We start from the raw sequence: 20,158 nt of genomic DNA, 5'->3' as shown, positions 1-20,158 counted from the left end.
CTACTTCGTCAGGGCCGCGACCAGGGCGTCGACGTACGCCTCCATGGACTTGGGGCCGCCGAACATCCAGATGCCGTCGGGCAGTCGGTGCACGTTGCCCTTCTTCACGAAGGGCAGGCCCTTCCACACCGCGTTCTTCGCGAGGTCGACCGTGAAGGGGTCGCTGCCGTCGGCGTCGTTGCCTATGTAGGCGAACTCGACGTCCCCGAGGCCCGTAAGTCCTTCGACATCCGTGGTGGCGAGGCCGTACTTCTCGTCGCCCTTGGCCTTCCAGGCGTTCTTCAGGCCGATCGCGTCGTTGACGTCCCCGATCAGCGAACCGCTGGTGTAGGGGCGGATGGAGACCTGGTTGGAGGCGACGTAGCCGTCCCCGAAGGCGATCCCGCGGCCGGCGAGCCCGGCGTCGGCGAGGGCCTTCCTGCCCTCGGCGAGCTTGGCGTCGAAGTCCTTCTTCAGGGTCTCGGCACGGTCCGTGGTGCCGGTGGCCTCGGCGATGAGGTCGAGGTTGGTCTCCATCTGCCCGATCTGGTCGGAGGCCCGCGCGGAGCGGATCTCCAGGACGGGGGCGACCTTGCGGAGCTGCTTGAGGACGGCGTCCGAGAGGTCGTCGTTGGCGACGATGAGGTCCGGGGAGAGCGAGGCGATGGTGTCCATGCTGGGTTCGCCGCGGGTGCCGATGTCCTTGGGCGAGCCGGTCAGCGGGGCGGCGGTGTCCCAGGCGGTGTAGCCCTTGATGTCGGCGACGCCGACGGGCTGGACGCCGAGGGAGACGAGGTGTTCGACGACGTCCCACTCGGTGCCGACGACCTTCTCGGCGGGTCCGTCGAGGGTCACCTTGGCACCGCTCGCGTCGGTGAGGGTGATGCTCCGGGCGCTCGGGGCGGTGTCGTCGGCGGCGGGCTCGGTCGTACCGCAGCCGGCCAGGGCGAGGGCGGCGGCGGCGGCGGCGAGGGCGATGAGCAGGCGTCGTCTCATGAGGTGGCACTGAGCCTTTCGGTGCGGGCGTGGTGGCGGCCGACGGCGCGGGTGCGCAGCAGGCCGGTCAGGGGGTCGGTGTCGACGTCGACGCGGATGCCGTAGGCGGCGGTGAGCCGTTCGGCGGTGAGGACCTCGGCGGGCGGGCCGTCGGCGACGATGCGGCCCTCGTGCAGGAGGGCGATCCGGTCGGCGACGGCGGCGGCCTGGTCCAGGTCGTGCAGGACGACGCCGACGGCGATGCCGTGGTCGTCGGCCAGGTCCCTCACCAGGTCGAGGAGTTCGACCTGGTAGCGCAGGTCGAGGTAGGTCGTGGGTTCGTCGAGGAGCAGGACGCCGGTGTCCTGGGCGAGGCAGCTCGCGAGCCACACGCGCTGGAGCTGGCCGCCGGAGAGGTACTCGGCGCCGCGTCCGGCGAGGGTCTCGACGTCGGTCATGGCCATCGCCCGGCGTACGGCCGCCGTGCCCTCGGGGTCCGCCCGGCCCCAGCGGCCGCGGTAGGGGTAGCGGCCGAACTCGACGATGTCCCGCACGGTCAGGCCGCTCGGTGTGGGGCGTCCCTGGGTCAGCAGAGCGACGCGGCGGGAGAAGTCACGGGCCGTCAGCGCGAGCCCGTCGCTCACGGCGCCGTCCTCGCCGGTCAGGGTGAGTGCGGCGGTGCGGGCGGGCCGCAGCCGGGCCAGGGCACGCAACAGGGTGGACTTGCCGCTGCCGTTGGGGCCGACGAGGGCGGTCACCAGGCCGGGCCGGAGCGTGATCGCCGCGTCGTGCACGACGTCGGTGCCGTCGTACGCGACGGTCACGTCCCGGGCGCTCAGCTGTTGGCCGGGCGGGCGGGAGGGCTCGGTCGTCTCTTCACCAGAACTCACGACCGAAGGTTAGCCTAACCTTACCCAGCTCGGTCCAGGGGTGGTGCGACCAGGCCCTCTCCCCCGTGAGGTGCGGTCAGGCGTCCTTCACCGTCGTGGTGACGGGCGTGCCGATCTCGACCGTGCGGCTGACCGTGCAGAGCCGGTCGTGGGAGGTCTTCACCGCGCGGGGCAGGATCGCGCGGGCACGCTCGGCGCCCTCGCCGTCCGGGAAGGTGACGGTGAAGGTGACCGCGAGGCCGGTGAGCCGGTTGCCGAGTTCGTCGGCGGTCTTGTCGCCGGTCACCTCGACGGTGAACGCGGAGGGTTCGGCGTGCCGGCCGGTGGCGAGGTCGACGTCCACCGCCGAGCAGCCGCCGAGCGCGGCAAGCAGGAGTTCGACCGGGGTGAACTCGCTGTCGCCGCCGGTGCCGAAGGCGATCGTGCCGCCCCGGGTGTTGGTGGCGACGAAGTGGCCGGCTGCGGTGCGCTCGACGGTGACGGAACGCGCGGTGTCTTCGCTCATGCACAGGACATTAGTGCCGGGTGCCGAGCGGTGCTCGCGGGCCCAGCACCTTGCCCGGGTTGAGCAGGCCCCGCGGGTCGAGGGCGTCCTTGACGGCCCGGTTGAGGGCCATCACCTCCGGGCCGACCTCGGCGCGCAGCCCGTCGCGCTTGAGCAGTCCGACGCCGTGTTCGCCGGTGACCGTGCCGCCGAGGGCGAGGGCCTCGGCGATGATGTCGTGGAAGGCGGCCTGGGCCCGCACCCGTGCCGCCTCGTCGCCCGGTTCGGTGATCAGCAGCGGGTGGAGGTTGCCGTCGCCCGCGTGCGCGATGTTGGCGATGAGGGTGCCGTGGCGTTCGGCGATGGCGTGGATGCGGCCGAGCATCTCCGGTACGGCGGCCTTCGGCACGCACACGTCCTCGGTGAGGACCGGGCCGAGCCGCTCCAGCGCCGGATAGGCCAGGCGCCGGGCCTCGAACAGGGCGTCCGCCTCCTGGGGGTCGGTGGAGCGGGCGGCCCAGCCGGCGCCGGCCTCCGCGAAGCAGCGCCGCATGGTCTCGGCCTCCTCCTCGCCCGCCCGGCCGGGTGCGTCGGTGCGGCCCAGCAGGACGACGTCGGCCTCGGTCGACAGGCCCATCCGCTTCCAGGCGTCGACCGCTTCGAGGCAGTACCGGTCGATCAGCTCCAGCGCGGACGGGGTGATCCCGGCGGCGGCCACGGCGGTGACGGCCCGTCCGGCGTCGACGACGGAGGAGAAGTACCCGGCCACCGTGTGCTCGGGCGCACGGCTCGGCCGCAGCCGCAGGGTCACCTCGGTGATCACGCCGAGGGTGCCCTCGGAGCCGACGAGCAGTCCGGTGAGGTCGTAGCCCGCGACGCCCTTGGCGGTACGACGTCCCACGCGCACGAGTTCGCCGGTGCCGGTGACGAACTGGAGTCCCAGCACGTAGTCGCGGGTGACGCCGTACTTCACGCAGCACAGTCCGCCCGCGTTGGTGGCGACGTTGCCGCCGATGGTGGACCAGCGGGCGCTGGCCGGGTCCGGCGGGTACCAGAGGCCGTGCTCCGCGCAGGCGGTGCGGAGGTCCTCGTTGACCACGCCGGGTTCGACGACGGCGAGGCGCTCCAGGGGGTCGATCCGCTTGATGCCGGTCATGGTCTCGGTGGCGAGCACGACCGACCCGTCCAGGGCGTTCGCCCCGCCCGACAGGCCCGTCCCGGCGCCCCGGGTGACCACCGGCACGCCGAGGTCGAGGCAGGCGCGGACGGCTTGGCGGACCTCCTCGGCGGTGTGCGGCCGTACGACCGCCGCGGGGCTGCCGTGGGGTGCCCATTCGGCCTCGTCGTGGGCGTATCCGGCGGTCAGGCCGGGGTCGGTGAGCACGCGGCCCTCGGGCAGGTCGCGGCGCAGGCGCTGGATCAGTTCGCTGTGCATGAAGGCACCTTGGCATTCCGGCCGGTCACCACTCGGCCGCCACGGTCTCTGTGAGGCGTGACACGGCTTCGAGGTCCGGCCGGTTCCGCAGCAGGTCCACGACCTCGGCGCTCGCGAACTCGCGCCGGTCGGCCTGCACCTCCGGATCGACCGCGCATGCGGCCTGTACGTGGACGTAGTTGAGGTAGGTCGCGAACAGCATGGAGAAGGCGTCGGGGCTCTTGACGACCGCCGGGCCCCCGGCGTCCCGGTAGGCCCGCACCAAGTGCCGTGCCGCGTCGGCGTCGAAGCCGTTGCCGCCCGACCAGACATGGACGGCCCGGGCGAGTTCCCGCTCCGCCGAGACCGGACCGGCGTTGTCCCAGTCGAGCAGGACCGGTCCGCGCGCGCCGACGAGGACGTTCTGCGGGCGCATGTCGAGATGGGACGTCACCACGTCGGCCGCGGCACTGGGCGAGACATGCCGTCCCAGCCGTACGACGGTCGTGGCGGCGAACCGCTCCAGTTCCGCCGCCCAGGGCAGCCCGGCCCGCGCCGCCCTCCCGGTCAACTCGGCCCAGTCGGACGGCTGGTGGCACTCTTCGTACCAGGCGCTCGGGGTCCCGGTCGCGCCCTCGCCTGCCCGGTGCAGGAGGGCGAGGGTCCGGCCGCACCAGCGCAGCGTCTCCGGGTCCGAGGGGTCGGCCGTGGTGCCGTCGACCCAGTCGTACAGCTTGGCGTACGTCCCCTCGGGGAGCCGTACGACATGGGCGCCGGTGCGGTCGGGCATGAGGCGTGGCGCGGCGACGCCCTGTGTCTCCGCGGCGTCGCGCAGTGCGGACTCGGCGCCGACGTCCGGCTCGTGCCTCTCGAAGAGGAGTTCCTTCACCGCCCACGCGGTGCCGTTCCCCGACAGTTTCCAGATCTGTCCGAGCGCGCCGCGGGCGACGGGCGTCATCGTCCACTCGCCCGCGCCCAGTGCGTAGGCGTCCGCGATGAACTCGCCCGTGTCGCGCATTCAACTCCCTGCCGATGCCGTCCTGTTGATCGCAGCCTATCCGCAGCAGTCCGACGCGTCGGCCGCCGTCGGTGCTCCGGTGTCCAGGCGGCAGAAGCAGGACGCCTCGATGGGTACGTCGGCCAGCGCGGCGGCGATCCGCAGGTGCCGGGCGACGATCCGGGCCTCCCCCTCCTTGCCTCCGCGGACCAGGCACTCGTGGAGGCCGTGCAGCGCCCACACGTTGCCCGGGTGCTGGAGGGGCCGCGGGAGGGTGTCGTCGAGGCCGAGGTCGGCGCGGTAGACGGCCTCGGCCTCGGCGACGCGGCCCCGTTCGAGCAGGAGGGCTCCGTAGGCGTGGCGGGTGGGCTGCATCCAGCCCCAGGGCTCGTCGTAGGGGAGGTTGTCGTCCAGTTCGACGGAGCGGGCGAGGGCCGCGAACGCGGTGTCGAACTCGCCTTTGCGGTAGGCGAGTTCGCCGTCCAGCATCGCCGAGGCGATCGCGAGGAGGTCGGCGCAGGTGTTGTTGAAGAGCATGCGGGAGGCGGGGACCCCGGTGACCGCCCGGTGGAAGAGGGCGCGTTCGGCCTCCGCCTCGGGAACGCGGCCGAGGGCGGAGAAGGCGACGCCGCGGGCGTAGTGGAGCATCGCGGTGCTCACGCAGTACAGGGCCGGGTCGGCGGGCGGCGGCAGTTCCAGGATGTCGGTCCAGCGGCCGAAGCGGATCAGTACGTGGACGCGCATCGCGAGGAAGCCTTCGAGCCAGTCCGCCATGGGCGGGCTCGTCACGCGCAGCAGTTCTTCCGGGATCGACTCCTCCAACTGCGCCGCCGTCTCCAGCGCGACCTGCGACCGGCCCAGGAACATCGCCCCGTAGATCCTGAAGTGGTAGTTGTGCGAGCGGTAGAGGGTGTAGAAGTTCATCGCGCCGCCGTGGGCCCGGACCTTCTCGTCCGCGGCGATCGCGGCGCTGTTGTCCGACACGACCCGCCGGTAGTCGCCGCACAGGACCTCCAGGTGGGAGGGCATGTGCAGGAGGTGCCCCGCGTCGGGGACCAGGCCGCGCAGCCGGTCGGCGACGGTGAGGGCCAGTTCGGGGGTGGGTGACATCTCCATCAGGTGGACGTAGAAGTGCAGGACGCCCGGGTGGGTGCGCCCGGTGGCGCCGGCGAGGGCCCGCTCCAGGACGGCCCGCGCCTCACGGGTGCGTGCTCCGGCGGCGGGCTCGCCGGTGCGCAGGTCCCACAGCTCCCAGGGGGTGAGGTTCATCAGCGCGTCCGCGTACAGGGCGGCCACGTCGGCGTCGTCCGGGGCGAGTTCGTGGACGGTGCGCATGGCCTCGGCGTACGGCGGGTTCCACACCGCGCAGTCCTTGGCCGGGTCGGCCTGCGGGTAGCGGGCGCGCAGGGCGCCGATCAGTGCCCGCTCGACGACGGTGGCCCGGGCGGCCGCCTTCTCGTGCGCCGACTCCACGGCCGTATGGGTGCGTTCGACGGTCCTGGCCAGGTCCCGTTCGTCGAAGAACTCCCAGGGTTTGTTGTAGTTGGGGCCGAGCGCGTAGGCGATGCCCCAGTACGCCATCGCGCAGTCCGGATCGGCGGCGGCCGCCTTCTCGAAGCAGGCCACGGCCTCCTCGTGGTGGAAGGCGTACGTCCACACCAGGCCCCGGTCGAACCAGAGTTGGGCCTCGGCGGAGTCGGTGGTGACGGGTCGGCCGTGGGAGCCGAGGTCATAGTACTCCATGCGCCGCTCCTCGCGCTGCCGGCTGTGCTGCACGGGAGTCGATTCTGCCCGAAGAAGGGGCTTTCGGACCCGTGGGAGCCGTTCTGTCCCCCGAACGAACGCAGGTGCCGGAGAGGGGACTTGTGACGTGGGTCGGTCAGTCCCTTCTCCGGCACCGGGTGGCGGGAGCTAAGCCGTCAGACACGGAAGATCTCGAGGAAGCTGCTCCAGAACCCCTTCTTGGCGGGCTTCTGCGCCGTCGCAGCGGGTATGCGTGCCGCCGGTGCGGGCTGCTGGACGACGGACGCGCGGGGTGCGGTGGGCACGCCGTACGCCGAAGCCATCCGGGTGGCCGGGGTGGGGGCGAACTGGACGGGCAGGGTGGCCAGGGCGCGGTGGAACGGGCCGGGGCGCCACTCCAGGTCCTGGGCCGGGACGCTCAGCACAAGGTCGGGCAGGGCGTTGAGGATCTGCTCGATGGCGGTGACCGCGATGACCTGGGCCGGGCTCTTGGCCGGGCAGGCGTGCGGGCCCGCGCCCCAGGCGAGGTGGGCGCCCCGGCTGTGGGCCTGGCCCGACGCGGTGAGCGCAGGGTCGCTGTTGGCGCCGGCGAAGCTGATGACCAGCGGGGAGTTCGCCTGAACCACCACTCCGCCGAGGTCGACGTCCTGCACCGGGAAGTGCGTGGCGTAGTTGGCGATCGGCGGGTTGTTGAGCAGGACGTGGTCGAGGGCGTCCTCGATCTGCATGCTCGGGCCGCCCTCGCCCTCCGGCCCCAGGAGCAGGAGCAGGGAGTTGGCTATGAGGTTGCGGGTCGGCTCCACACCGGCGCCGATCAGCATCACCAGCTGGTCCTTGAGCTCCTCGTCGGTGAGACCGGCCGAGTGCTGGACGAGCCAGGAGGTGATGTCGTCGCCGGGCTCGCGGCGCTTGAGGGTGATGAGCTCCATGAAGCAGGCGGTCAGTTCGTCGCTGGCCTTCAGCGCGTCCTTGCCGTCGAACATGTCGGCCATCGCGCTGGTGACCCGGTCGCCGATGCTGGCGGGGCAGCCGAACAGCTTGTTGATCAGCAGCATCGGCAGCAGCTTGGCGTAGTCGTTGATGAGGTCCGTCCGGCCCCGCTCGCTGAACTGGTCGATGAGGTAGGCGGCGATCGGCTCGACGTCCCGGCGGATGCGGGTGACGTTGAGGCGGTCGAGGCTCTCGGTGACCGCCTTGCGCAGGCGGAGGTGCTGGGCGCCGTCGGTGAACAGGCAGTTGGGCCGGTACGCCATCATCGGCAGGACGGGGCTGTCGAGGGGGACGCGGCCGTCGTTCAGCGCGGTCCAGCGGCGGCCGTCGCGCGCGAACAGACCAGGGTTCTGGAGCACCCGCAGGGCGGTCTCGTGTCCGACGACCAGGGTGGCGTCCACGCCGGGGGCGAGTTCGACCGGTCCCGCGGGGCCGTGCGCCCGGAGGTAGTCGTAGACCTTCTGGGGGTCGGCGGCGAAGGTGCCGTCGTACATGGGGCATCTGGCCGCACCGGCGGCGGCCGTGTCGTGAACGTCCATGTCTGTGTCCTTAGGTGGCCCGGACCGTGCGGTCCGGGCGGGGGGTGGTGGTTCAGGCTGCGCGGTCGAGCAGGTGCCGGACGAGGGCGATCAGGGCCCGGGCGGAGGAGCGCTGGTCGCGTGCGTCGCAGTAGATGACGGGGGTGTCCGGGAGCAGGTCCAGGGCTTCGCGGATCTCCTCCTCCTCGAAGTGGCTGGTCTGCGAGAAGGTGTTGACGGCGATCGCGTACTCGAGGCCGTACTCGTCGATCAGGTCGATGACCGGGAACGTCTCCTCCAGCCGTGAGGGGTCGACCAGGAGCAGGGCGCCGAGGGCGCCGCGGGCCATGTCCTCCCACAGCTGCATGAAGCGCTGCTGCCCGGGGGTGCCGAACAGGTACAGCACCAGCTCGTCGCTCAGCGTCAGCCGGCCGAAGTCCAGCGCCACGGTGGTGGTCGCCTTGTCCGGGACGCCCCGCAGGTCGTCGACGTGCATGGACGCCTGGGTCATCTTCTCCTCGGTGCGCAGCGGAGTGATCTCCGAGAGAGACCCGATGAAGGTCGTCTTGCCCACGGCGAAGTGCCCGACCACCAGGATCTTCGCCGCGGTGGTCACGTCGGCGGAGACGTAGATGGAGCCGCCCGCCGTGGGGTCAGCCGATGTTGAGGGTTTCGAGTCCATGCAGAACCTTCTCGAGTATCGCTCGGGGAACATGCTGGGCGGGGGCCGGTTCAGCGCGACGCAGGAGGTGCCCCTGCTCGAATAAATCGGACAGCAGAAGTCGCGCCACGCCCACCGGCAGTCCCAGGTGGCCGGCGACTTCGGCGACCGACAGATAGCCGCCCGCACAGAGCTCCCAGATGGCCCGTACCTCGGGGCTCGCGCCCAGTGGCAGGGTGCGGTCGGGCGCGAGACAGACCAGCGTGTGCAGGGACAGGTCGTCGTCGGAGGGAAGACGACGGCCGCCCGTGATGACGTAGGAGCGGACGAAGTCGCTGGTTACCGGTGCGTCCTCGCCTGGCCAGGTCATGCGTCTACGCCGGTGTTCTGGCGCGGGGCCGCGCTCATCGCCTTGGTCAGCGCGCCCACCGTCTTCTGCATCCGAATGGACATGGCCTCCATGTCGACGTCCAGCGCCGTCGAGACCGCGAGGTAGGAGCCGCTGCCCCCGGCGATGAGGAAGATCCAGCCGCCGTCGAACTCGATCAGTGTCTGCTTCCACAGGCCCTTGCCGCCGCCGACGAAGGGGGCGACGCTGCGGCACAGGGACTGCAGGGAACTCATCGCGGCGGCGTTGCGCTCGGCGTCGTCACGCACGATGCCGTCGGACCGCTGCATCAGCAGGCCGTCCGCCGAGACGAGGATGGCGTGGCGGGCTCCGCGCACCTCGAGCACGTCGTTCAACACCCACGACAGGTCGGGATTCACTGGTTCTGAGGTCCTTCCGTGTTGTCTGAGTCCCGCCCGAGCACGGTTCCGCGAGCGAAGGCCTTGAGCCGGGAGGCGGTCTCCTCGCTCGCTTCGTCCAGGTCGGGTACGTCCGCGCCGGACGAGGCCACCACGGAGACGGTGCCGTTGCGGCGCCGGCGGCGCTTGGGGAGGCCCCCGGCGGTCTGGCCCACGACGAGGGAGGCGACGGGGGTCGGCTTGGTCACCACCGGCTCGCCCTCGGGGTCGTCGAGGACGACGGGCGCGGGTGCGGGCACGTCCGCCGTCAGAAGGTTCTCGGGCACCCGGATCACGGCACGCACACCGCCGTAGGGGGAGACCGCGTCGACCGACACATGGAAGCCGTAGTGGGCGGCGAGCTTCCCGGACAGGGCGAACCCGAACTTCGGCGGGTCGCCGAGGCTCGTGATGTCCACGGCCCCGCCCGCCGTCAGCAGGTTGGCGGCGCGGGCCTTGGTCTCCTGGTCCATGCCGAGACCGGCGTCGTCGACGATCAGGCAGATCCCGGTGGGGACGGCCTGGATGTTGATCTCGACGGGGGTGCCGGGGGCGCTGTACTTGGTGGCGTTGTCCAGCAGTTCGGCGAGGACCATGGCGACGGGTTCGACCGCGCGGTTGGTGATCGCGACGTTGGCCTGCGAGTGGACGTTGACCCGCTCGAAGTCACGGATGCGTCCCTGGGCGCTGCGGGCCACGTCGTAGACCGAGGCGTTCCGGTCGCGCCGGCCGAGCCAGCCGCCGCAGAGCACCGAGATGCCCTTGGTACGGCGGCTGAACTGGCTGCCGGTGTGGTCGACCAGCATCAGGTCGGCGAGGACCGCGTTGTCGTCGCCGTACTTCTGCTGGAGGCCGTCGAGCAGGGCCAGCTGCTCCTCGGCGAGGGTGGCCAGGGTGCCCACCGCCGACTTCAGGGTGGCCTTGGTGGCCGACTCCGCGTCCTTGCGCACCTCTTCCAGATCCGCGGCGTGCCGCGAGCTCACCGACGAGTAGGTCGTCTGGAGCTCGGCGAGCTGACCTCGTACGCCGGCGATGTCGCCGTGCAGTTTGTTGTTGTTCGCGCGGAGCTGGATGTTGGTTCTCCGTGCGCGCATCACTGCGAAAACCGCAGCGATGAGTACCACGAGCAGGACCCACAGGAGTGGATCTTCGAACAATGACGTCATGAGACTCTCTTCAAGTCGCCTCGCGTCGGGAGACTGACCGTGCATGAGACCCCCGGAAAGGCCCGTCGGCGTGCAGCCGCGGACGTCACCGGCGGACCAACCGTCACTCCTTCACGATGGGGCCGTTTTGGCTGTCCCCCGTACGCGTCCATGACGCGCCGTCAGCCTACTGAAAAGTGTAATGATCTTATCAGTCGCCACAGTGTCAACAGGCGTATCAGGCGCCACACTTGACGACTCTCCACAAAGATCTCGCAGCAAGGGCTCATCATCCGTTGTCAGCGGTCGCCGCCGCCCTCGCCCGCACCGGTCCACGGAGGGTGCTCCCCCGCCCCGGCCACTCGTTCATGATCAACAGCGGCAGCCTACCAAGGCGCCGAGAGCGCTTTCCCCCCGCTCGGGCAAAACTCGATTGCGGCCGTGGGGCCCGGCCCGGACGCTGGGCGCATGCCTTATCTCCTGCGCGCTGCCGCGCTGACCGACGCGCCGGCCGTCACCGAGCTGCTCAACGAGATCGACCGGATCGAGATCGGGCGGCCGGAGACCGACCTGCACACGGTGGAGGCCGACCTCAAGCATCCCGAGGTCGACCTCGACCGCGACTCGTGGCTGGCCTTCGACGGGCCGCGGCTGGTGGCGTACGCCCTCGTGTGGGACGAGTCGCGGGGCGAGCGCGTCGACGCCGACCACTACGTCCTGCCCGACCACCAGCGGGCCGGTGAGCTGCTGCTGGACGCGATGGAGGCCAGGGCACTGGAGAAGGCCCTGGCCAACGGCGCCTCGCGGGCCGTGGTGCATCTGCACCTCAACGTCGCGCCCACCCTCGACCTGGAGCTGATCCGCGCGCGGGGCTGGTCCGTCGTACGGCGCTACCACGTCCTGGAGCGGCCGCTGCGCCCCGGCGAGGACCTCTCACCCCGGCCGGCCGAGGGGGTGCGGCTGCGGGCCTGCGCCGACGAGGCGGACCGCGAGCGGGTCCACGCCCTGTACCAGGCCACCTTCGCCGAGCACTTCGACTTCCAGCCGCGCGCCTACGAGCAGTGGCTGCACGACATCGACGCCGACCGGCTCGACTGGTCCCTGGTGTGGCTGGTGAGCACCGCGGACCTCGGCGACGCCGGCTTCCTGATCGCCCGCGACGACCGCGAGGCCATGGGATGGATCCGCAGCCTCGGGGTCGTACGGCAGGCGCGCGGCCGGGGCCTGGGCGGACTGCTCCTGCGGCAGGCCTTCGGGGCGTTCGCGGCCAGGGGGCGGGAGACCGTGGGCCTCGGCGTGGACACCGAGAATGCCACCGGGGCCCCCGAGTTGTACGCCCGCAACGGAATGTCCGTCCATTTCGCCGTCGACACCTGGGAAACAGTGCTCAGTTGACGGCCTGTTTCTCCGAAGGCGGCTATGCGGCCTTTCCGTTGAGCAATGCGCAGACGAAATTCTCCTGAATGGCGCGCATTCTCTTGAGTTTCTCCGCGTCGGCGGTCCGGTTGATCTGGGTGGTGACGGAGAAGGTCAGCGAGCGGCGGCCGTCGGGGGTCGCGGCGATCAGCTGGGTGTAGCCGAGCGTGTTGCCGGTGTGGCCGAGGACGACACCGCAGCGGGTGTCGTACCGGAAGATGCCGAGCCCGGCGGTGTTGCGGCCCGGCCCGGTTGGCTCGGACGCGCCCGCGACCCACTGCCGCTGCTGCTCGACGACCCGGGGCCCGTAGAGCCGTCCGCCCGCGTAGCCGCGGATGAAGCGGGTCATGTCGGCCGGCGTGGAGACGATGCCTCCGGACGCCCAGACACCCGACATGCCGATGACCTCGCTGACGTCCTCCGGGGGCGCGGGCGGGCTCACGTCGTACCCGTGCAGATACGGCTCCGGCATCCGGTAGCCCTGCGGGAGGCTGGTGGAGCGCAGGTAGAGCGGCCTGTACACGAGTCTGCGCAGGAGTTCCTCGTACGGTGTCCGGGTGGCCGCCTCCGCCATGAGGGCTACGGCGATGTTGTCCGAGTTGGAGTAGCGGTAGCGCGTGCCCGGCTCGAAGCCCAGGGGCTTCCCGGCGACGTAGTCGAGCAGGCGGCGGGAGTCGAAGTGGTGGCGCGGGTCGGCCCGGAGCTCGGCGAGGAACGCGGGGCTCTGTGAGAAGTCCGGCAACCCACTGGTGTGGTTGAGGAGTTGACGGAGCGTCACCGAGCCCCAGGCCGACGGCAGTTGAGGCAGTCGTTCGCGCAGGGTGTCGTCCAGGCGCAGGGCGCGGTGGTCGACCAGGGTGAGCGCGACCGCGCCGCTGAAGGCCTTGGCCGTGCTCGCGATGCGCATGTGGTCGTCGGCGTGCGGCGGGCGGCCCGTGCGCACATCGGCGACTCCGGCGCGCAGGACGCGGGTCCGGTCGCCGTCCCGCAGGACCGCGATGGCGCCGGGCGGTCCGCCCGGGCCGCGCACGAACGCGTCGAGCTGATGTTGGAGCGAGTCGTGGCCGGCGGATCCCGCGCGGGCCACGGCGGTCGCCGGGGACAGGGCGGCCAGGCAGACCGCGAGGACGGACACCGCTCGCAGGCGGGGGTGGCGCAGGGGCATGGAGGCTCCCGGAAGAGGGGACGTCACGGCCCGTCAAGCCTCACCGGGTCCGGCGCTCTCCTGCTTCCCGTGCTGCTGCATACGGACCAGTGGCCGGTGCTCGGGGGCGGCCCGAAATTCGCTGCGAGGGGGCCTTGCCGTCGCCCTTGCGCAGCTTAGTTTGCGGGTACAACGGCATCAGTCGGCATGGTCGCCCGGGAGTACGGTCCGAAACGTTTCCCGGATCAAGAATGACTCACGTCAAATGCAGGGGTGGCTGTCCGCCGGTGGAGCCGTGTGGCGGACAGCCACCCCTGTTTCTCGCCGGTGCCGGTCGATGTCACATCGAACGGCGGCTGGTGCGTCGTAGCAGAACGAACCCGGAGATCAGGAGGATCGCTCCGAGCGCGGCCGGCCACAGTTGCGCACCGGTCTCGGCGAGGCTGCCCTGGTTGCCCTGGGGCTCGGGCTGGGCGAGCACCGGGGGCTGGGTCACGGCGCCGGTGGAGCCGGTTCCGGGGTCTTCAGTCGCGGTGTCGTCCTGGGGGTTCGGCTGACCGGCCTGGCCGTTGCCGCCGTTGCCGTTGCCCTTGTCGGGGGCGGTGGTGCTGTGGGCGGTGGGTGAGCTGTAGGTCTTGGGCTCGTTGCCGGCCGGGGCGGTCGTCTGGCCGCCCGCGGGGGCCTGGGTGGTCGGGGTGGGCTGCTGCTGCGGCTCGTCGTCGTTTCCGGGGTTGTCCTCGGAGCCGTTGTCGTTGCCGCCGTTGCCGTTGCCGTTCCCGTTGCCGGGGTCCTGGCTGGCGCCGGGGTCCGGGTCGGCGCCGTTGTCGCCGCCGTTGCCGTTCCCGTTGTCGCCGCCGTTGCCGTTCCCGCCGTTGTCGTCGTTCCCGTTTCCGCCATTGCCGTTGTCGCCGTTGCCCGGGTCGTCCTGGCCCGTGCCCGCGCCGCACTGGCGGCCGTCGTTGATGCAGCCGACCATCTCGTTCATCAGGTTCTCGTCGAAGACGTTGATGAAGTCGCCGTGGTCGGTGACGGGCTTGTGGACCTGCTCCGGGAAGGAGTCGACCGCGAACAGCGGGGTCGTACGGCCGCCGTCGTTCAGGCTGGGCGCGTCGACGTCGTAGACGATCCGCTGGACCAGCTGCGGGATGGCCTCGAAGCCCTGCGGGCAGGTGCCGTCGTTCTGGGCGAACGCCACGTGGGTGCGGTGGTTGGCGCTGTCGATGTTGCGCCCGTCCCAGCAGCTCTGGAACTTGAAGGTGCGCACCACGTCACTGCCCTGCGGGCACAGTGGGTACTTGTCCTTCAGCTGGCGGTCCTCGAACCCGGTGCAGCTCCAGGACGCGTTGGCGTTGGCGGTGCCGTTGACGAAGGCCTTGGCGTCGCCGGTGATGATGCGCAGCAGTCGCGGCATCGCGGTGACCTTGCCGCGGGGGTTGCCGACGAAGGTCAGCGTCACCTCCTTGGGCGTGACGATCTTGCCGGCGTTGCCCTCGATGCCACCGCCTGGCTTGTTCGCGTCCTGCTCCTGCGTTCCGTTCTGGAGCCGGATCACGGGCCAGTAGTACGTGGACTTGTCGCCCTGGTCGACACAGCTCGTCTGGGCGTCGGCCAGGTCCTGGTCGCTGGCGAAGGCGGTGTTGGACTGGTTGCCGACGTAGTCGTGGAAGTGGTGGGCGCCGTTGGAGACACCCGGGGCCACGATGACGTTGTCCGAGTTGAACAGGCCGTTGGCGTTGACCCCGCAGCTGGTGACGAAGGTGCCACGGGAGGCGTCGCCCTGAGCCTGCGGCGCCTGTGCGGCTTGCGGAGCGTTCTTGATGTCGGCGTAGTCGGCGGCGACGGGTCCGTTGCCGGCCTGCCCGCCGTTGCCCTGCTGCTGGCCGCCTTGATCCTGGCCGTCGCCCTGCTGGTCACCCTGGTTCTGGCCGTCACCCTGCCGGCCGTCGCCCTGGCCGTCCTGGTTCTGGCCCTGCTGGTCCTGGCCGTCGCCCTGCTGCTGGTCCTGGCCGTCGCCGTTCTGGTTCTCGGTCGCGCGCAGGGTGCACGCGGCCATGTCGCCGAGCCCGTCCGGGCGTTCGCCGGAGCGTTCCAGGGCGGCGGATATGCGGTCGATGGTGGCGGCGCGGTTCTCGCCCAGCGGATCGACGATCCGGCTCTGCGCGGCCTCGCTGCTGTCCACCGACGGGTCCTGGAGCTGCTGGTAGGCCTCGGCCACCTGCTGGTCCAGCAGGGCGAGTTCCTTGTCCACGTCCGCCTTCGAACCGTCGGGCACGCTGGTCAGCGTGTCACCGACGTCCGGGCAGTTGATCGTGACGGCTCCCCACGACGTCTGCTGCGGTGTGCCGCTCTCCGTGGCGGAGGCGTACACATTCGCCGCGACCAGGCCACCACCCCCGAGCATCAGGGCTACTGCGGCAAAGGTCGCACGTCGTGCGCCTGTCGGGCGTCTGCGGTTGCTTCGTCCCACGGAAATACTCCTGCGCGTGTCGGCTCTGCGGGCATGCAAATCCCTCGCCCCATACGGACGGCGACCCCCCGGTGTTCAACCGCATCGGAAATTCACAGCACTCTCATACGGAACGCTGAGTTCCACCACTCCCGCCCGAACCTCTGTGCAGGGAAAACGAGATGACTCGCACACATCTGCGCTCTTACGGTTCGCTTCATGAACAGCACGGGTACCGAGCACCTCCTGAACGTCGTGGACGTGGAAGCCACGTGCTGGCCGGGCTCCCCTCCGCCGGGCTCGGTCAGCGAGATCATCGAGATCGGGCTGGCCGTCGTCGACCTGTCGGCCGGTGTGCGGCTCGCCCGGCACCGGGTCCTGGTGCGGCCCGTGCGCTCCGACGTCAGCGCGTTCTGCACCGAGTTGACCGGTATCACCCAGGACGAGGCCGACCGGGGACTGCCGTTCGGGGAGGCGTGCCGGTTGCTGGCGGCCGAGCACGCGTCCGGGGCCCGGCCGTGGGCGAGTTGGGGCGACTACGACCGTCACCAGTTCACCCGGCAGTGCGGGGCGACGAGGACGCCGTACCCCTTCGGCCGCAGGCACCACAACGCCAAGGCCGTGTTCACCGAGGCCAACGGCCTGCGCAAGCGCCCCGGAATGGCGCAGGCTCTGGAGATCGCCGGGCTGCCGCTCGAAGGACGGCATCACCGCGGGGTGGACGACGCGTGGAACATCGCCGCGCTGGTGCTCGGGCTGGTGGGGCGGGGGGAGTGGCCGGACGCCTGACGGTCACCGGTCGCCGGCTGGGCCCGCCTCACGGCTGCCATGCCCCCGGTGACAGCCCCCACCCCCTCCTGCCGGCCCGCCCAACCCCCGCCCGTGTCGAATCCGGCCCCCCGGGTACTCGGCGCGCACCGTCACGGCCCCCGCGGTGCGGGTCGGCCAGGAAGGGGGCAGCGATGACGCAGCACGCCGACGACGGCGTCGACCGCCACGGGGGCGTCGCCGGTCTGCGACTGGCGACGGGGGACACCGCTCCCGACGCGCGCGCCCCGGCACTCCCCGTCGACCGCAACCAGGCGATCCTGGAGGCGGCCAAGCAGGTCGGCGCGATCCTGAAGCGGGCGGAGCACCCGTTCGCGCTCACGGGCAGTGTCGCCGTGTACGCGCACGGCGGTGCCCAGAATCTCCAGCACGACGTCGATTTCGCCGTCCTTCCCGAGGACGCCGGGGCCGTGGCCGAGACCCTGCGCGAGGCGGGCCTCACCGTCCGTACGCCTCCGGAGGACTGGCTGCTGAAGGCCGACTGTCTGGGCCAGCAGGTCGACCTGATCTTCGAGCTGGCGCACCAGCCGGTCACCGTGGAGTTGCTCGCGCGAGCCGAGGAGCTGTCGGTGGACTCGGTGTTCATGCCGGTGCTGTCCCCCACGGATCTGCTGCACAGCCTGCTGTCGGCGTTCTCCGAGCACCACTGCGACTTCGGGGCGGTGCTGCCGATCGCCAGGTCGCTGCGCGAGAAGGTCGACTGGGACGCCGTACGCCGGGGTTGCGGGGACGCTCCGATGCCGGACGCGTTCTTCTACTTCCTGGAGCGGCTGGAGGTCATCGGGCCGAGGACGCCGGGCGCGTCGGATACGCCGGGGACTCCGGAGGGGCCGTCATGAGCGAGGAGAACGTCGAGTACCGCGTCGCCCACCTCCGTGACCGGCTGGCCGCTGAGGAACTGGGCGAGCTGGGAGTCCGCGCCGAGGTGCGGGCGGACGCGGTCGTGGTCACCGGCACGGTGCCGTCCGCGCAGTGCCGGGAGACGGTGCTGCGGACCGTCCGTGAGGAGCTGGCCGGACTCGCCGTGCACACGGACGTGGTGGTGGCGGAGAACGCCACGCCCGACGGGGCGGAGGAGCTGCCGTGATCCGCGTCGCCGCCGTGGGGGACATCCACATGGGCCCGGAGAGCCAGGGCCTGCTGCGGCCCGCCTTCGACACCCTGCCCGACTGCGCGGACCTGCTCCTGCTGGCCGGGGACCTCACCCGGCACGGCACCCCGGAGGAGGCCCGGGTCGTCGCCCAGGAACTGCGGGGCCTCGCGGTGCCCGTCGTGGCGGTCCTCGGCAACCACGACCACCACGACGAGCAGCCCGGGAAGGTCGCCGCGCTCCTGGAGGACGCGGGCGTACGGGTGCTGGAGGGCGAGGGGACGGTCCTGGAGTGCGGCGGGACCCGGGTGGGGGTCGCCGGGACGAAGGGGTTCGGCGGCGGGTTCGTGGGCCGCAGTGCCGGGGAGTTCGGCGAGCCGCTGATGAAGGAGTTCGTACGATACTCACGGCGCTGCGCGGACGGGCTGCGCACCGCGCTCGAGGAACTGGACCGGCAGGACTGCGCGGTCCGGGTGGCGCTGACGCACTTCTCCCCCGTCGCCGACACCCTGGCCGGTGAGCCGCCGGAGATCTATCCGTTCCTCGGCAGCTATCTGCTGGCCGAGGCGATCGACACGGCCGGAGCCGACCTGAGCGTGCACGGACACGCGCACGCGGGCACGGAGCACGGCATGACGGCCGGCGGGGTGCGGGTGCGCAACGTGGCCCAGCCGGTGATCCGGCGGGCGTTCAACGTCTACCACCTGCACGCGGACTGAACCGAGCGGTGCTCACCCGCGCACCGCCGCTCGGTCGTGGGCGTCCCACGCCTCGTCCCGCAGCTCGGGCCGCAGCAGGACCTCCACCGCCGTGCGGGCCAATGCCTCTGCGGCGGCCAGCATCACCTGACGGCCGCGCTCGGAGCCGGCCGCGACGGCGAACTCCGGTGTGTGGTCGGAGCCGTCGTCCGCCATGATCGCCACGAAGGGGTGGATGGCGGGCACCCGCCCGCTGACGTTGCCGACGTCGGAAGAGCCCAGGTAGACGCCTGGTTCGGGCGGTGTCATGGCGATGCCCGTCGCCGCGAGGTGCCGGGCGAAGCGGGCGGACAGCGCGGCGCTGTCACGGAAGTGCTCGTAGCGGGGCGTGGCCTGTTCCACGGTGACCGTCGTGCCGGTCGCCCTGGCCACTCCCTGGGCGCAGGTGAGCAGTTCTCCCGCCAGGTCCTCCAGCGCGGCCGTGGTCACCGCGCGCAGGCCGAAGAGCCCCTCCGCGTACTCGGGGACGATGTTGGTCGCCCTGCCGCCGTCGGTGACGATGCCCTGCACATGGGAGCCCTCGGGCAGCCTGCGCCCCACCACGGCCAGGGTGTTGAACAGCTGGACCAGGGCGGCGAGGGCGTCGATGCCCTCGGTGGGGTTCCCGGTCGGGTGGGCGGCGCGGCCGTGGAAGCCGACCCGGTACTGGGCCTGCGCGGTCAGCGGCGCCCACTGCCAGCTGTGCACCCCGGGATGGAACATGAGGGCCGCGTCGATGTCGTCGAAGACCCCGGCGTCGGTCTCGGCGACCTTGCCTCCGCCGCCTTCCTCGGCCGGGGTGCCGACGGCCCACACGGTGCCCGCGTCCCGGTCGAGCACGGCGCGGGCGGCCAGGGCGGCGCCGAGTCCCGCGGCGGCGATCAGATTGTGGCCGCACGCGTGGCCGAGGCCCGGGAGGGCGTCGTACTCCAGCAGCAGGGCCACCGCGGGGCGGGTCCTGGTGCCGGACCGTGCGGTGAAGGCGGTGGGCAGTCCCGCCACGTCCCGGCGCACCTCGAAGCCCGCCCATTCGAGTTCGCCGCACAGCAGGGCCGCCGCCCGGTGCTCCTCGAAGGCGTACTCCGGGTCGGAGTGCAGCATCCGCGCCATGTCCCACAGCCGCTGCCCGCGGGCGGCCACTTCCCCGCGCACCCGCGCGAGCACCTCGTCCACGGCGTCGGTCACATCGTCCTCCCGGGGGCGTCGTACGCCGGTGTCCTGGTCCGGGTTCCATCGAGGGGCCGTCCTTAACACCACGGGCGCCGTGCCTGTCGACGGTCCTGTGACCGGGCGTAGGGAAGGCGGCCCAGGGCACTCGGGGTGCGGAGGTGAAGGACATGGGACATGGAGGAAACGTCATCGACGAGCTGGTGACCGATCACCGGGAGGTCGAGGAGCTGTTCGGGAGGATCGAGGCGCTGCCGTCCGGCGAGAAGGACCGCAAGCTCTTCGCCGACCAGGCCACCATCGAGCTGGTGCGCCACTCGGTCGCCGAGGAGGAGTATCTCTACCCGGCGGTGCGGGAGTACCTGGTCAACGGGAACACCATGGCGGACCGGGAGATCGAGGACCACTCCACGGCCGAGCGGCTGATGAAGGACCTGGAGGGCTGCGAGCCGGACGATCCCGGGTTCGACCGGCTCATCGGCGAGTTGATGACCGAGGTCCGTTCGCACATCGCCGACGAGGAGCAGAACCTCTTCCCGCAACTGCGTGCCGCGTGCTCGGAGAAGGAACTCGACGAGCTGGGCGACAAGGTGCGCATGGCCAAGAAGACGGCGCCGACCCGCCCGCACCCGTCGGCCCCGGACACTCCCCCGGCGAACAAGCTGCTGGCTCCGGGCGCGGGGATGGTGGACCGGTTGCGCGACGCGCTGTCGGGTCGGGGCAAGCACGCCTGACGCTCCCCGAGGGG

General features: G+C 71.4%; 20 protein-coding genes. 6 read left to right on the top strand and 14 right to left on the bottom strand.

Going from position 1 to position 20,158, the window contains the following annotated elements; translation table 11 throughout:
- The 11 genes from G3I78_RS32320 to G3I78_RS32270 form a co-directional block, all read right to left on the bottom strand.
- Window positions 1-975: an iron-siderophore ABC transporter substrate-binding protein gene (locus G3I78_RS32320; protein WP_164431107.1), complete on the bottom strand. Its 975-nt coding sequence runs from the start codon at window positions 973-975 to the stop codon at window positions 1-3.
- Window positions 972-1,844, bottom strand: coding sequence for an ABC transporter ATP-binding protein (locus G3I78_RS32315; protein ID WP_164431105.1), 873 nt, complete (start codon window positions 1,842-1,844; stop codon window positions 972-974). The genes G3I78_RS32320 and G3I78_RS32315 overlap by 4 nt, the downstream gene beginning before the upstream one ends.
- Window positions 1,845-1,920: 76 nt before the next feature.
- Window positions 1,921-2,349, bottom strand: a complete 429-nt coding sequence (locus tag G3I78_RS32310; RefSeq protein WP_164431103.1) for an OsmC family protein — start codon at window positions 2,347-2,349, stop codon at window positions 1,921-1,923.
- Between the two features lie 10 nt (window positions 2,350-2,359).
- On the bottom strand, window positions 2,360-3,763 hold the full coding sequence (locus G3I78_RS32305) for an FAD-linked oxidase C-terminal domain-containing protein (RefSeq protein ID WP_164431101.1): 1,404 nt from the start codon (window positions 3,761-3,763) through the stop codon (window positions 2,360-2,362).
- 25 nt (window positions 3,764-3,788) lie between these two features.
- A complete protein-coding gene (locus G3I78_RS32300; protein ID WP_164431099.1) occupies window positions 3,789-4,760 on the bottom strand; it encodes a phosphotransferase in 972 nt (323 codons plus the stop codon).
- Between the two features lie 36 nt (window positions 4,761-4,796).
- Window positions 4,797-6,482, bottom strand: a complete 1,686-nt coding sequence (locus G3I78_RS32295) for a hypothetical protein (protein WP_164431097.1) — start codon at window positions 6,480-6,482, stop codon at window positions 4,797-4,799.
- 176 nt (window positions 6,483-6,658) lie between these two features.
- Complete coding sequence (locus tag G3I78_RS32290; protein WP_203615804.1) at window positions 6,659-8,011, bottom strand: cytochrome P450; 1,353 nt, start codon at window positions 8,009-8,011, stop codon at window positions 6,659-6,661.
- A 52-nt stretch (window positions 8,012-8,063) separates the two neighbouring features.
- Window positions 8,064-8,672 carry an ATP/GTP-binding protein gene (locus tag G3I78_RS32285; protein ID WP_164431095.1) on the bottom strand — a complete coding sequence of 203 codons (609 nt, stop codon included), beginning with the start codon at window positions 8,670-8,672 and terminating at the stop codon, window positions 8,064-8,066.
- Window positions 8,644-9,021, bottom strand: a complete 378-nt coding sequence (locus G3I78_RS32280; protein ID WP_164431093.1) for a DUF742 domain-containing protein — start codon at window positions 9,019-9,021, stop codon at window positions 8,644-8,646. Before G3I78_RS32280 ends, G3I78_RS32285 begins: the two co-directional genes overlap by 29 nt.
- Window positions 9,018-9,419, bottom strand: coding sequence for a roadblock/LC7 domain-containing protein (locus tag G3I78_RS32275; protein ID WP_164431092.1), 402 nt, complete (start codon window positions 9,417-9,419; stop codon window positions 9,018-9,020). Before G3I78_RS32275 ends, G3I78_RS32280 begins: the two co-directional genes overlap by 4 nt.
- The gene (locus G3I78_RS32270; protein WP_164431090.1) at window positions 9,416-10,603 is read right to left on the bottom strand and encodes an ATP-binding protein; all 1,188 of its coding nucleotides are present in this window, start codon (window positions 10,601-10,603) and stop codon (window positions 9,416-9,418) included. Before G3I78_RS32270 ends, G3I78_RS32275 begins: the two co-directional genes overlap by 4 nt.
- 447 nt (window positions 10,604-11,050) lie before the next feature.
- On the opposite strand from G3I78_RS32270, the gene G3I78_RS32265 reads away from it, so the two are divergent.
- Window positions 11,051-11,977 (top strand): GNAT family N-acetyltransferase, encoded by a 927-nt coding sequence (locus G3I78_RS32265; protein ID WP_164431088.1) that lies wholly within the window; start codon window positions 11,051-11,053, stop codon window positions 11,975-11,977.
- Between the two features lie 22 nt (window positions 11,978-11,999).
- On the opposite strand, the gene G3I78_RS32260 is transcribed toward G3I78_RS32265, so the two are convergent.
- Both G3I78_RS32260 and G3I78_RS32255 read right to left on the bottom strand, forming a co-directional pair.
- Window positions 12,000-13,163 carry a serine hydrolase domain-containing protein gene (locus tag G3I78_RS32260; RefSeq protein WP_164431086.1) on the bottom strand — a complete coding sequence of 388 codons (1,164 nt, stop codon included), beginning with the start codon at window positions 13,161-13,163 and terminating at the stop codon, window positions 12,000-12,002.
- Between the two features lie 319 nt (window positions 13,164-13,482).
- Entirely contained in the window at window positions 13,483-15,543 is a 2,061-nt protein-coding gene (locus G3I78_RS32255; protein ID WP_164431084.1) for a DUF1996 domain-containing protein, read from the bottom strand.
- A gap of 264 nt (window positions 15,544-15,807) precedes the next feature.
- Here G3I78_RS32255 and G3I78_RS32250 point away from each other — a divergent pair, with 264 nt between their 5' ends.
- The 4 genes from G3I78_RS32250 to G3I78_RS32235 all read left to right on the top strand — a co-directional run bounded on the left by G3I78_RS32250 (window position 15,808) and on the right by G3I78_RS32235 (window position 18,225).
- Window positions 15,808-16,377: a 3'-5' exonuclease gene (locus G3I78_RS32250; protein WP_164431082.1), complete on the top strand. Its 570-nt coding sequence runs from the start codon at window positions 15,808-15,810 to the stop codon at window positions 16,375-16,377.
- A 173-nt stretch (window positions 16,378-16,550) separates the two neighbouring features.
- The gene (locus G3I78_RS32245) at window positions 16,551-17,255 is read left to right on the top strand and encodes a nucleotidyltransferase family protein (RefSeq protein WP_164431080.1); all 705 of its coding nucleotides are present in this window, start codon (window positions 16,551-16,553) and stop codon (window positions 17,253-17,255) included.
- Window positions 17,252-17,503 carry a BON domain-containing protein gene (locus G3I78_RS32240; RefSeq protein WP_164431078.1) on the top strand — a complete coding sequence of 84 codons (252 nt, stop codon included), beginning with the start codon at window positions 17,252-17,254 and terminating at the stop codon, window positions 17,501-17,503. The genes G3I78_RS32245 and G3I78_RS32240 overlap by 4 nt, the downstream gene beginning before the upstream one ends.
- Window positions 17,500-18,225: a metallophosphoesterase gene (locus G3I78_RS32235; protein WP_164431076.1), complete on the top strand. Its 726-nt coding sequence runs from the start codon at window positions 17,500-17,502 to the stop codon at window positions 18,223-18,225. The genes G3I78_RS32240 and G3I78_RS32235 overlap by 4 nt, the downstream gene beginning before the upstream one ends.
- A gap of 12 nt (window positions 18,226-18,237) precedes the next feature.
- Here the strand turns inward: G3I78_RS32235 and G3I78_RS32230 are convergent, their stop codons facing one another.
- Window positions 18,238-19,428, bottom strand: coding sequence for an amidohydrolase (locus tag G3I78_RS32230; RefSeq protein ID WP_343243902.1), 1,191 nt, complete (start codon window positions 19,426-19,428; stop codon window positions 18,238-18,240).
- Between the two features lie 152 nt (window positions 19,429-19,580).
- Here G3I78_RS32230 and G3I78_RS32225 point away from each other — a divergent pair, with 152 nt between their 5' ends.
- Window positions 19,581-20,144 carry a hemerythrin domain-containing protein gene (locus G3I78_RS32225; RefSeq protein WP_164431075.1) on the top strand — a complete coding sequence of 188 codons (564 nt, stop codon included), beginning with the start codon at window positions 19,581-19,583 and terminating at the stop codon, window positions 20,142-20,144.
- The last annotated feature ends 14 nt before the right edge of the window (window positions 20,145-20,158 follow it).

The sequence above is a fragment of the Streptomyces sp. SID13726 genome, assembly GCF_010548375.1.
Classification (GTDB): Bacteria; Actinomycetota; Actinomycetes; order Streptomycetales; family Streptomycetaceae; genus Streptomyces.
Note: the sequence above shows the minus strand (reverse complement) of the source record. Positions and strands in the feature narration are given on the sequence as shown.

What these genes read in the sequence shown, in the direction of transcription:
- G3I78_RS32320 (WP_164431107.1), bottom strand. Translation starts at nt 975, where the DNA reads ATGAGACGACGCCTGCTCATCGCCCTCGCCGCCGCCGCCGCCGCCCTC.
- G3I78_RS32310 (WP_164431103.1), bottom strand. Translation starts at nt 2,349, where the DNA reads ATGAGCGAAGACACCGCGCGTTCCGTCACCGTCGAGCGCACCGCAGCC.
- G3I78_RS32305 (WP_164431101.1), bottom strand. Translation starts at nt 3,763, where the DNA reads ATGCACAGCGAACTGATCCAGCGCCTGCGCCGCGACCTGCCCGAGGGC.
- G3I78_RS32300 (WP_164431099.1), bottom strand. Translation starts at nt 4,760, where the DNA reads ATGCGCGACACGGGCGAGTTCATCGCGGACGCCTACGCACTGGGCGCG.
- G3I78_RS32295 (WP_164431097.1), bottom strand. Translation starts at nt 6,482, where the DNA reads ATGGAGTACTATGACCTCGGCTCCCACGGCCGACCCGTCACCACCGAC.
- G3I78_RS32290 (WP_203615804.1), bottom strand. Translation starts at nt 8,011, where the DNA reads ATGGACGTTCACGACACGGCCGCCGCCGGTGCGGCCAGATGCCCCATG.
- G3I78_RS32285 (WP_164431095.1), bottom strand. Translation starts at nt 8,672, where the DNA reads ATGGACTCGAAACCCTCAACATCGGCTGACCCCACGGCGGGCGGCTCC.
- G3I78_RS32280 (WP_164431093.1), bottom strand. Translation starts at nt 9,021, where the DNA reads ATGACCTGGCCAGGCGAGGACGCACCGGTAACCAGCGACTTCGTCCGC.
- G3I78_RS32270 (WP_164431090.1), bottom strand. Translation starts at nt 10,603, where the DNA reads ATGACGTCATTGTTCGAAGATCCACTCCTGTGGGTCCTGCTCGTGGTA.
- G3I78_RS32265 (WP_164431088.1), top strand. Translation starts at nt 11,051, where the DNA reads ATGCCTTATCTCCTGCGCGCTGCCGCGCTGACCGACGCGCCGGCCGTC.
- G3I78_RS32260 (WP_164431086.1), bottom strand. Translation starts at nt 13,163, where the DNA reads ATGCCCCTGCGCCACCCCCGCCTGCGAGCGGTGTCCGTCCTCGCGGTC.
- G3I78_RS32255 (WP_164431084.1), bottom strand. Translation starts at nt 15,543, where the DNA reads ATGCTCGGGGGTGGTGGCCTGGTCGCGGCGAATGTGTACGCCTCCGCC.
- G3I78_RS32250 (WP_164431082.1), top strand. Translation starts at nt 15,808, where the DNA reads ATGAACAGCACGGGTACCGAGCACCTCCTGAACGTCGTGGACGTGGAA.
- G3I78_RS32245 (WP_164431080.1), top strand. Translation starts at nt 16,551, where the DNA reads ATGACGCAGCACGCCGACGACGGCGTCGACCGCCACGGGGGCGTCGCC.
- G3I78_RS32240 (WP_164431078.1), top strand. Translation starts at nt 17,252, where the DNA reads ATGAGCGAGGAGAACGTCGAGTACCGCGTCGCCCACCTCCGTGACCGG.
- G3I78_RS32225 (WP_164431075.1), top strand. Translation starts at nt 19,581, where the DNA reads ATGGGACATGGAGGAAACGTCATCGACGAGCTGGTGACCGATCACCGG.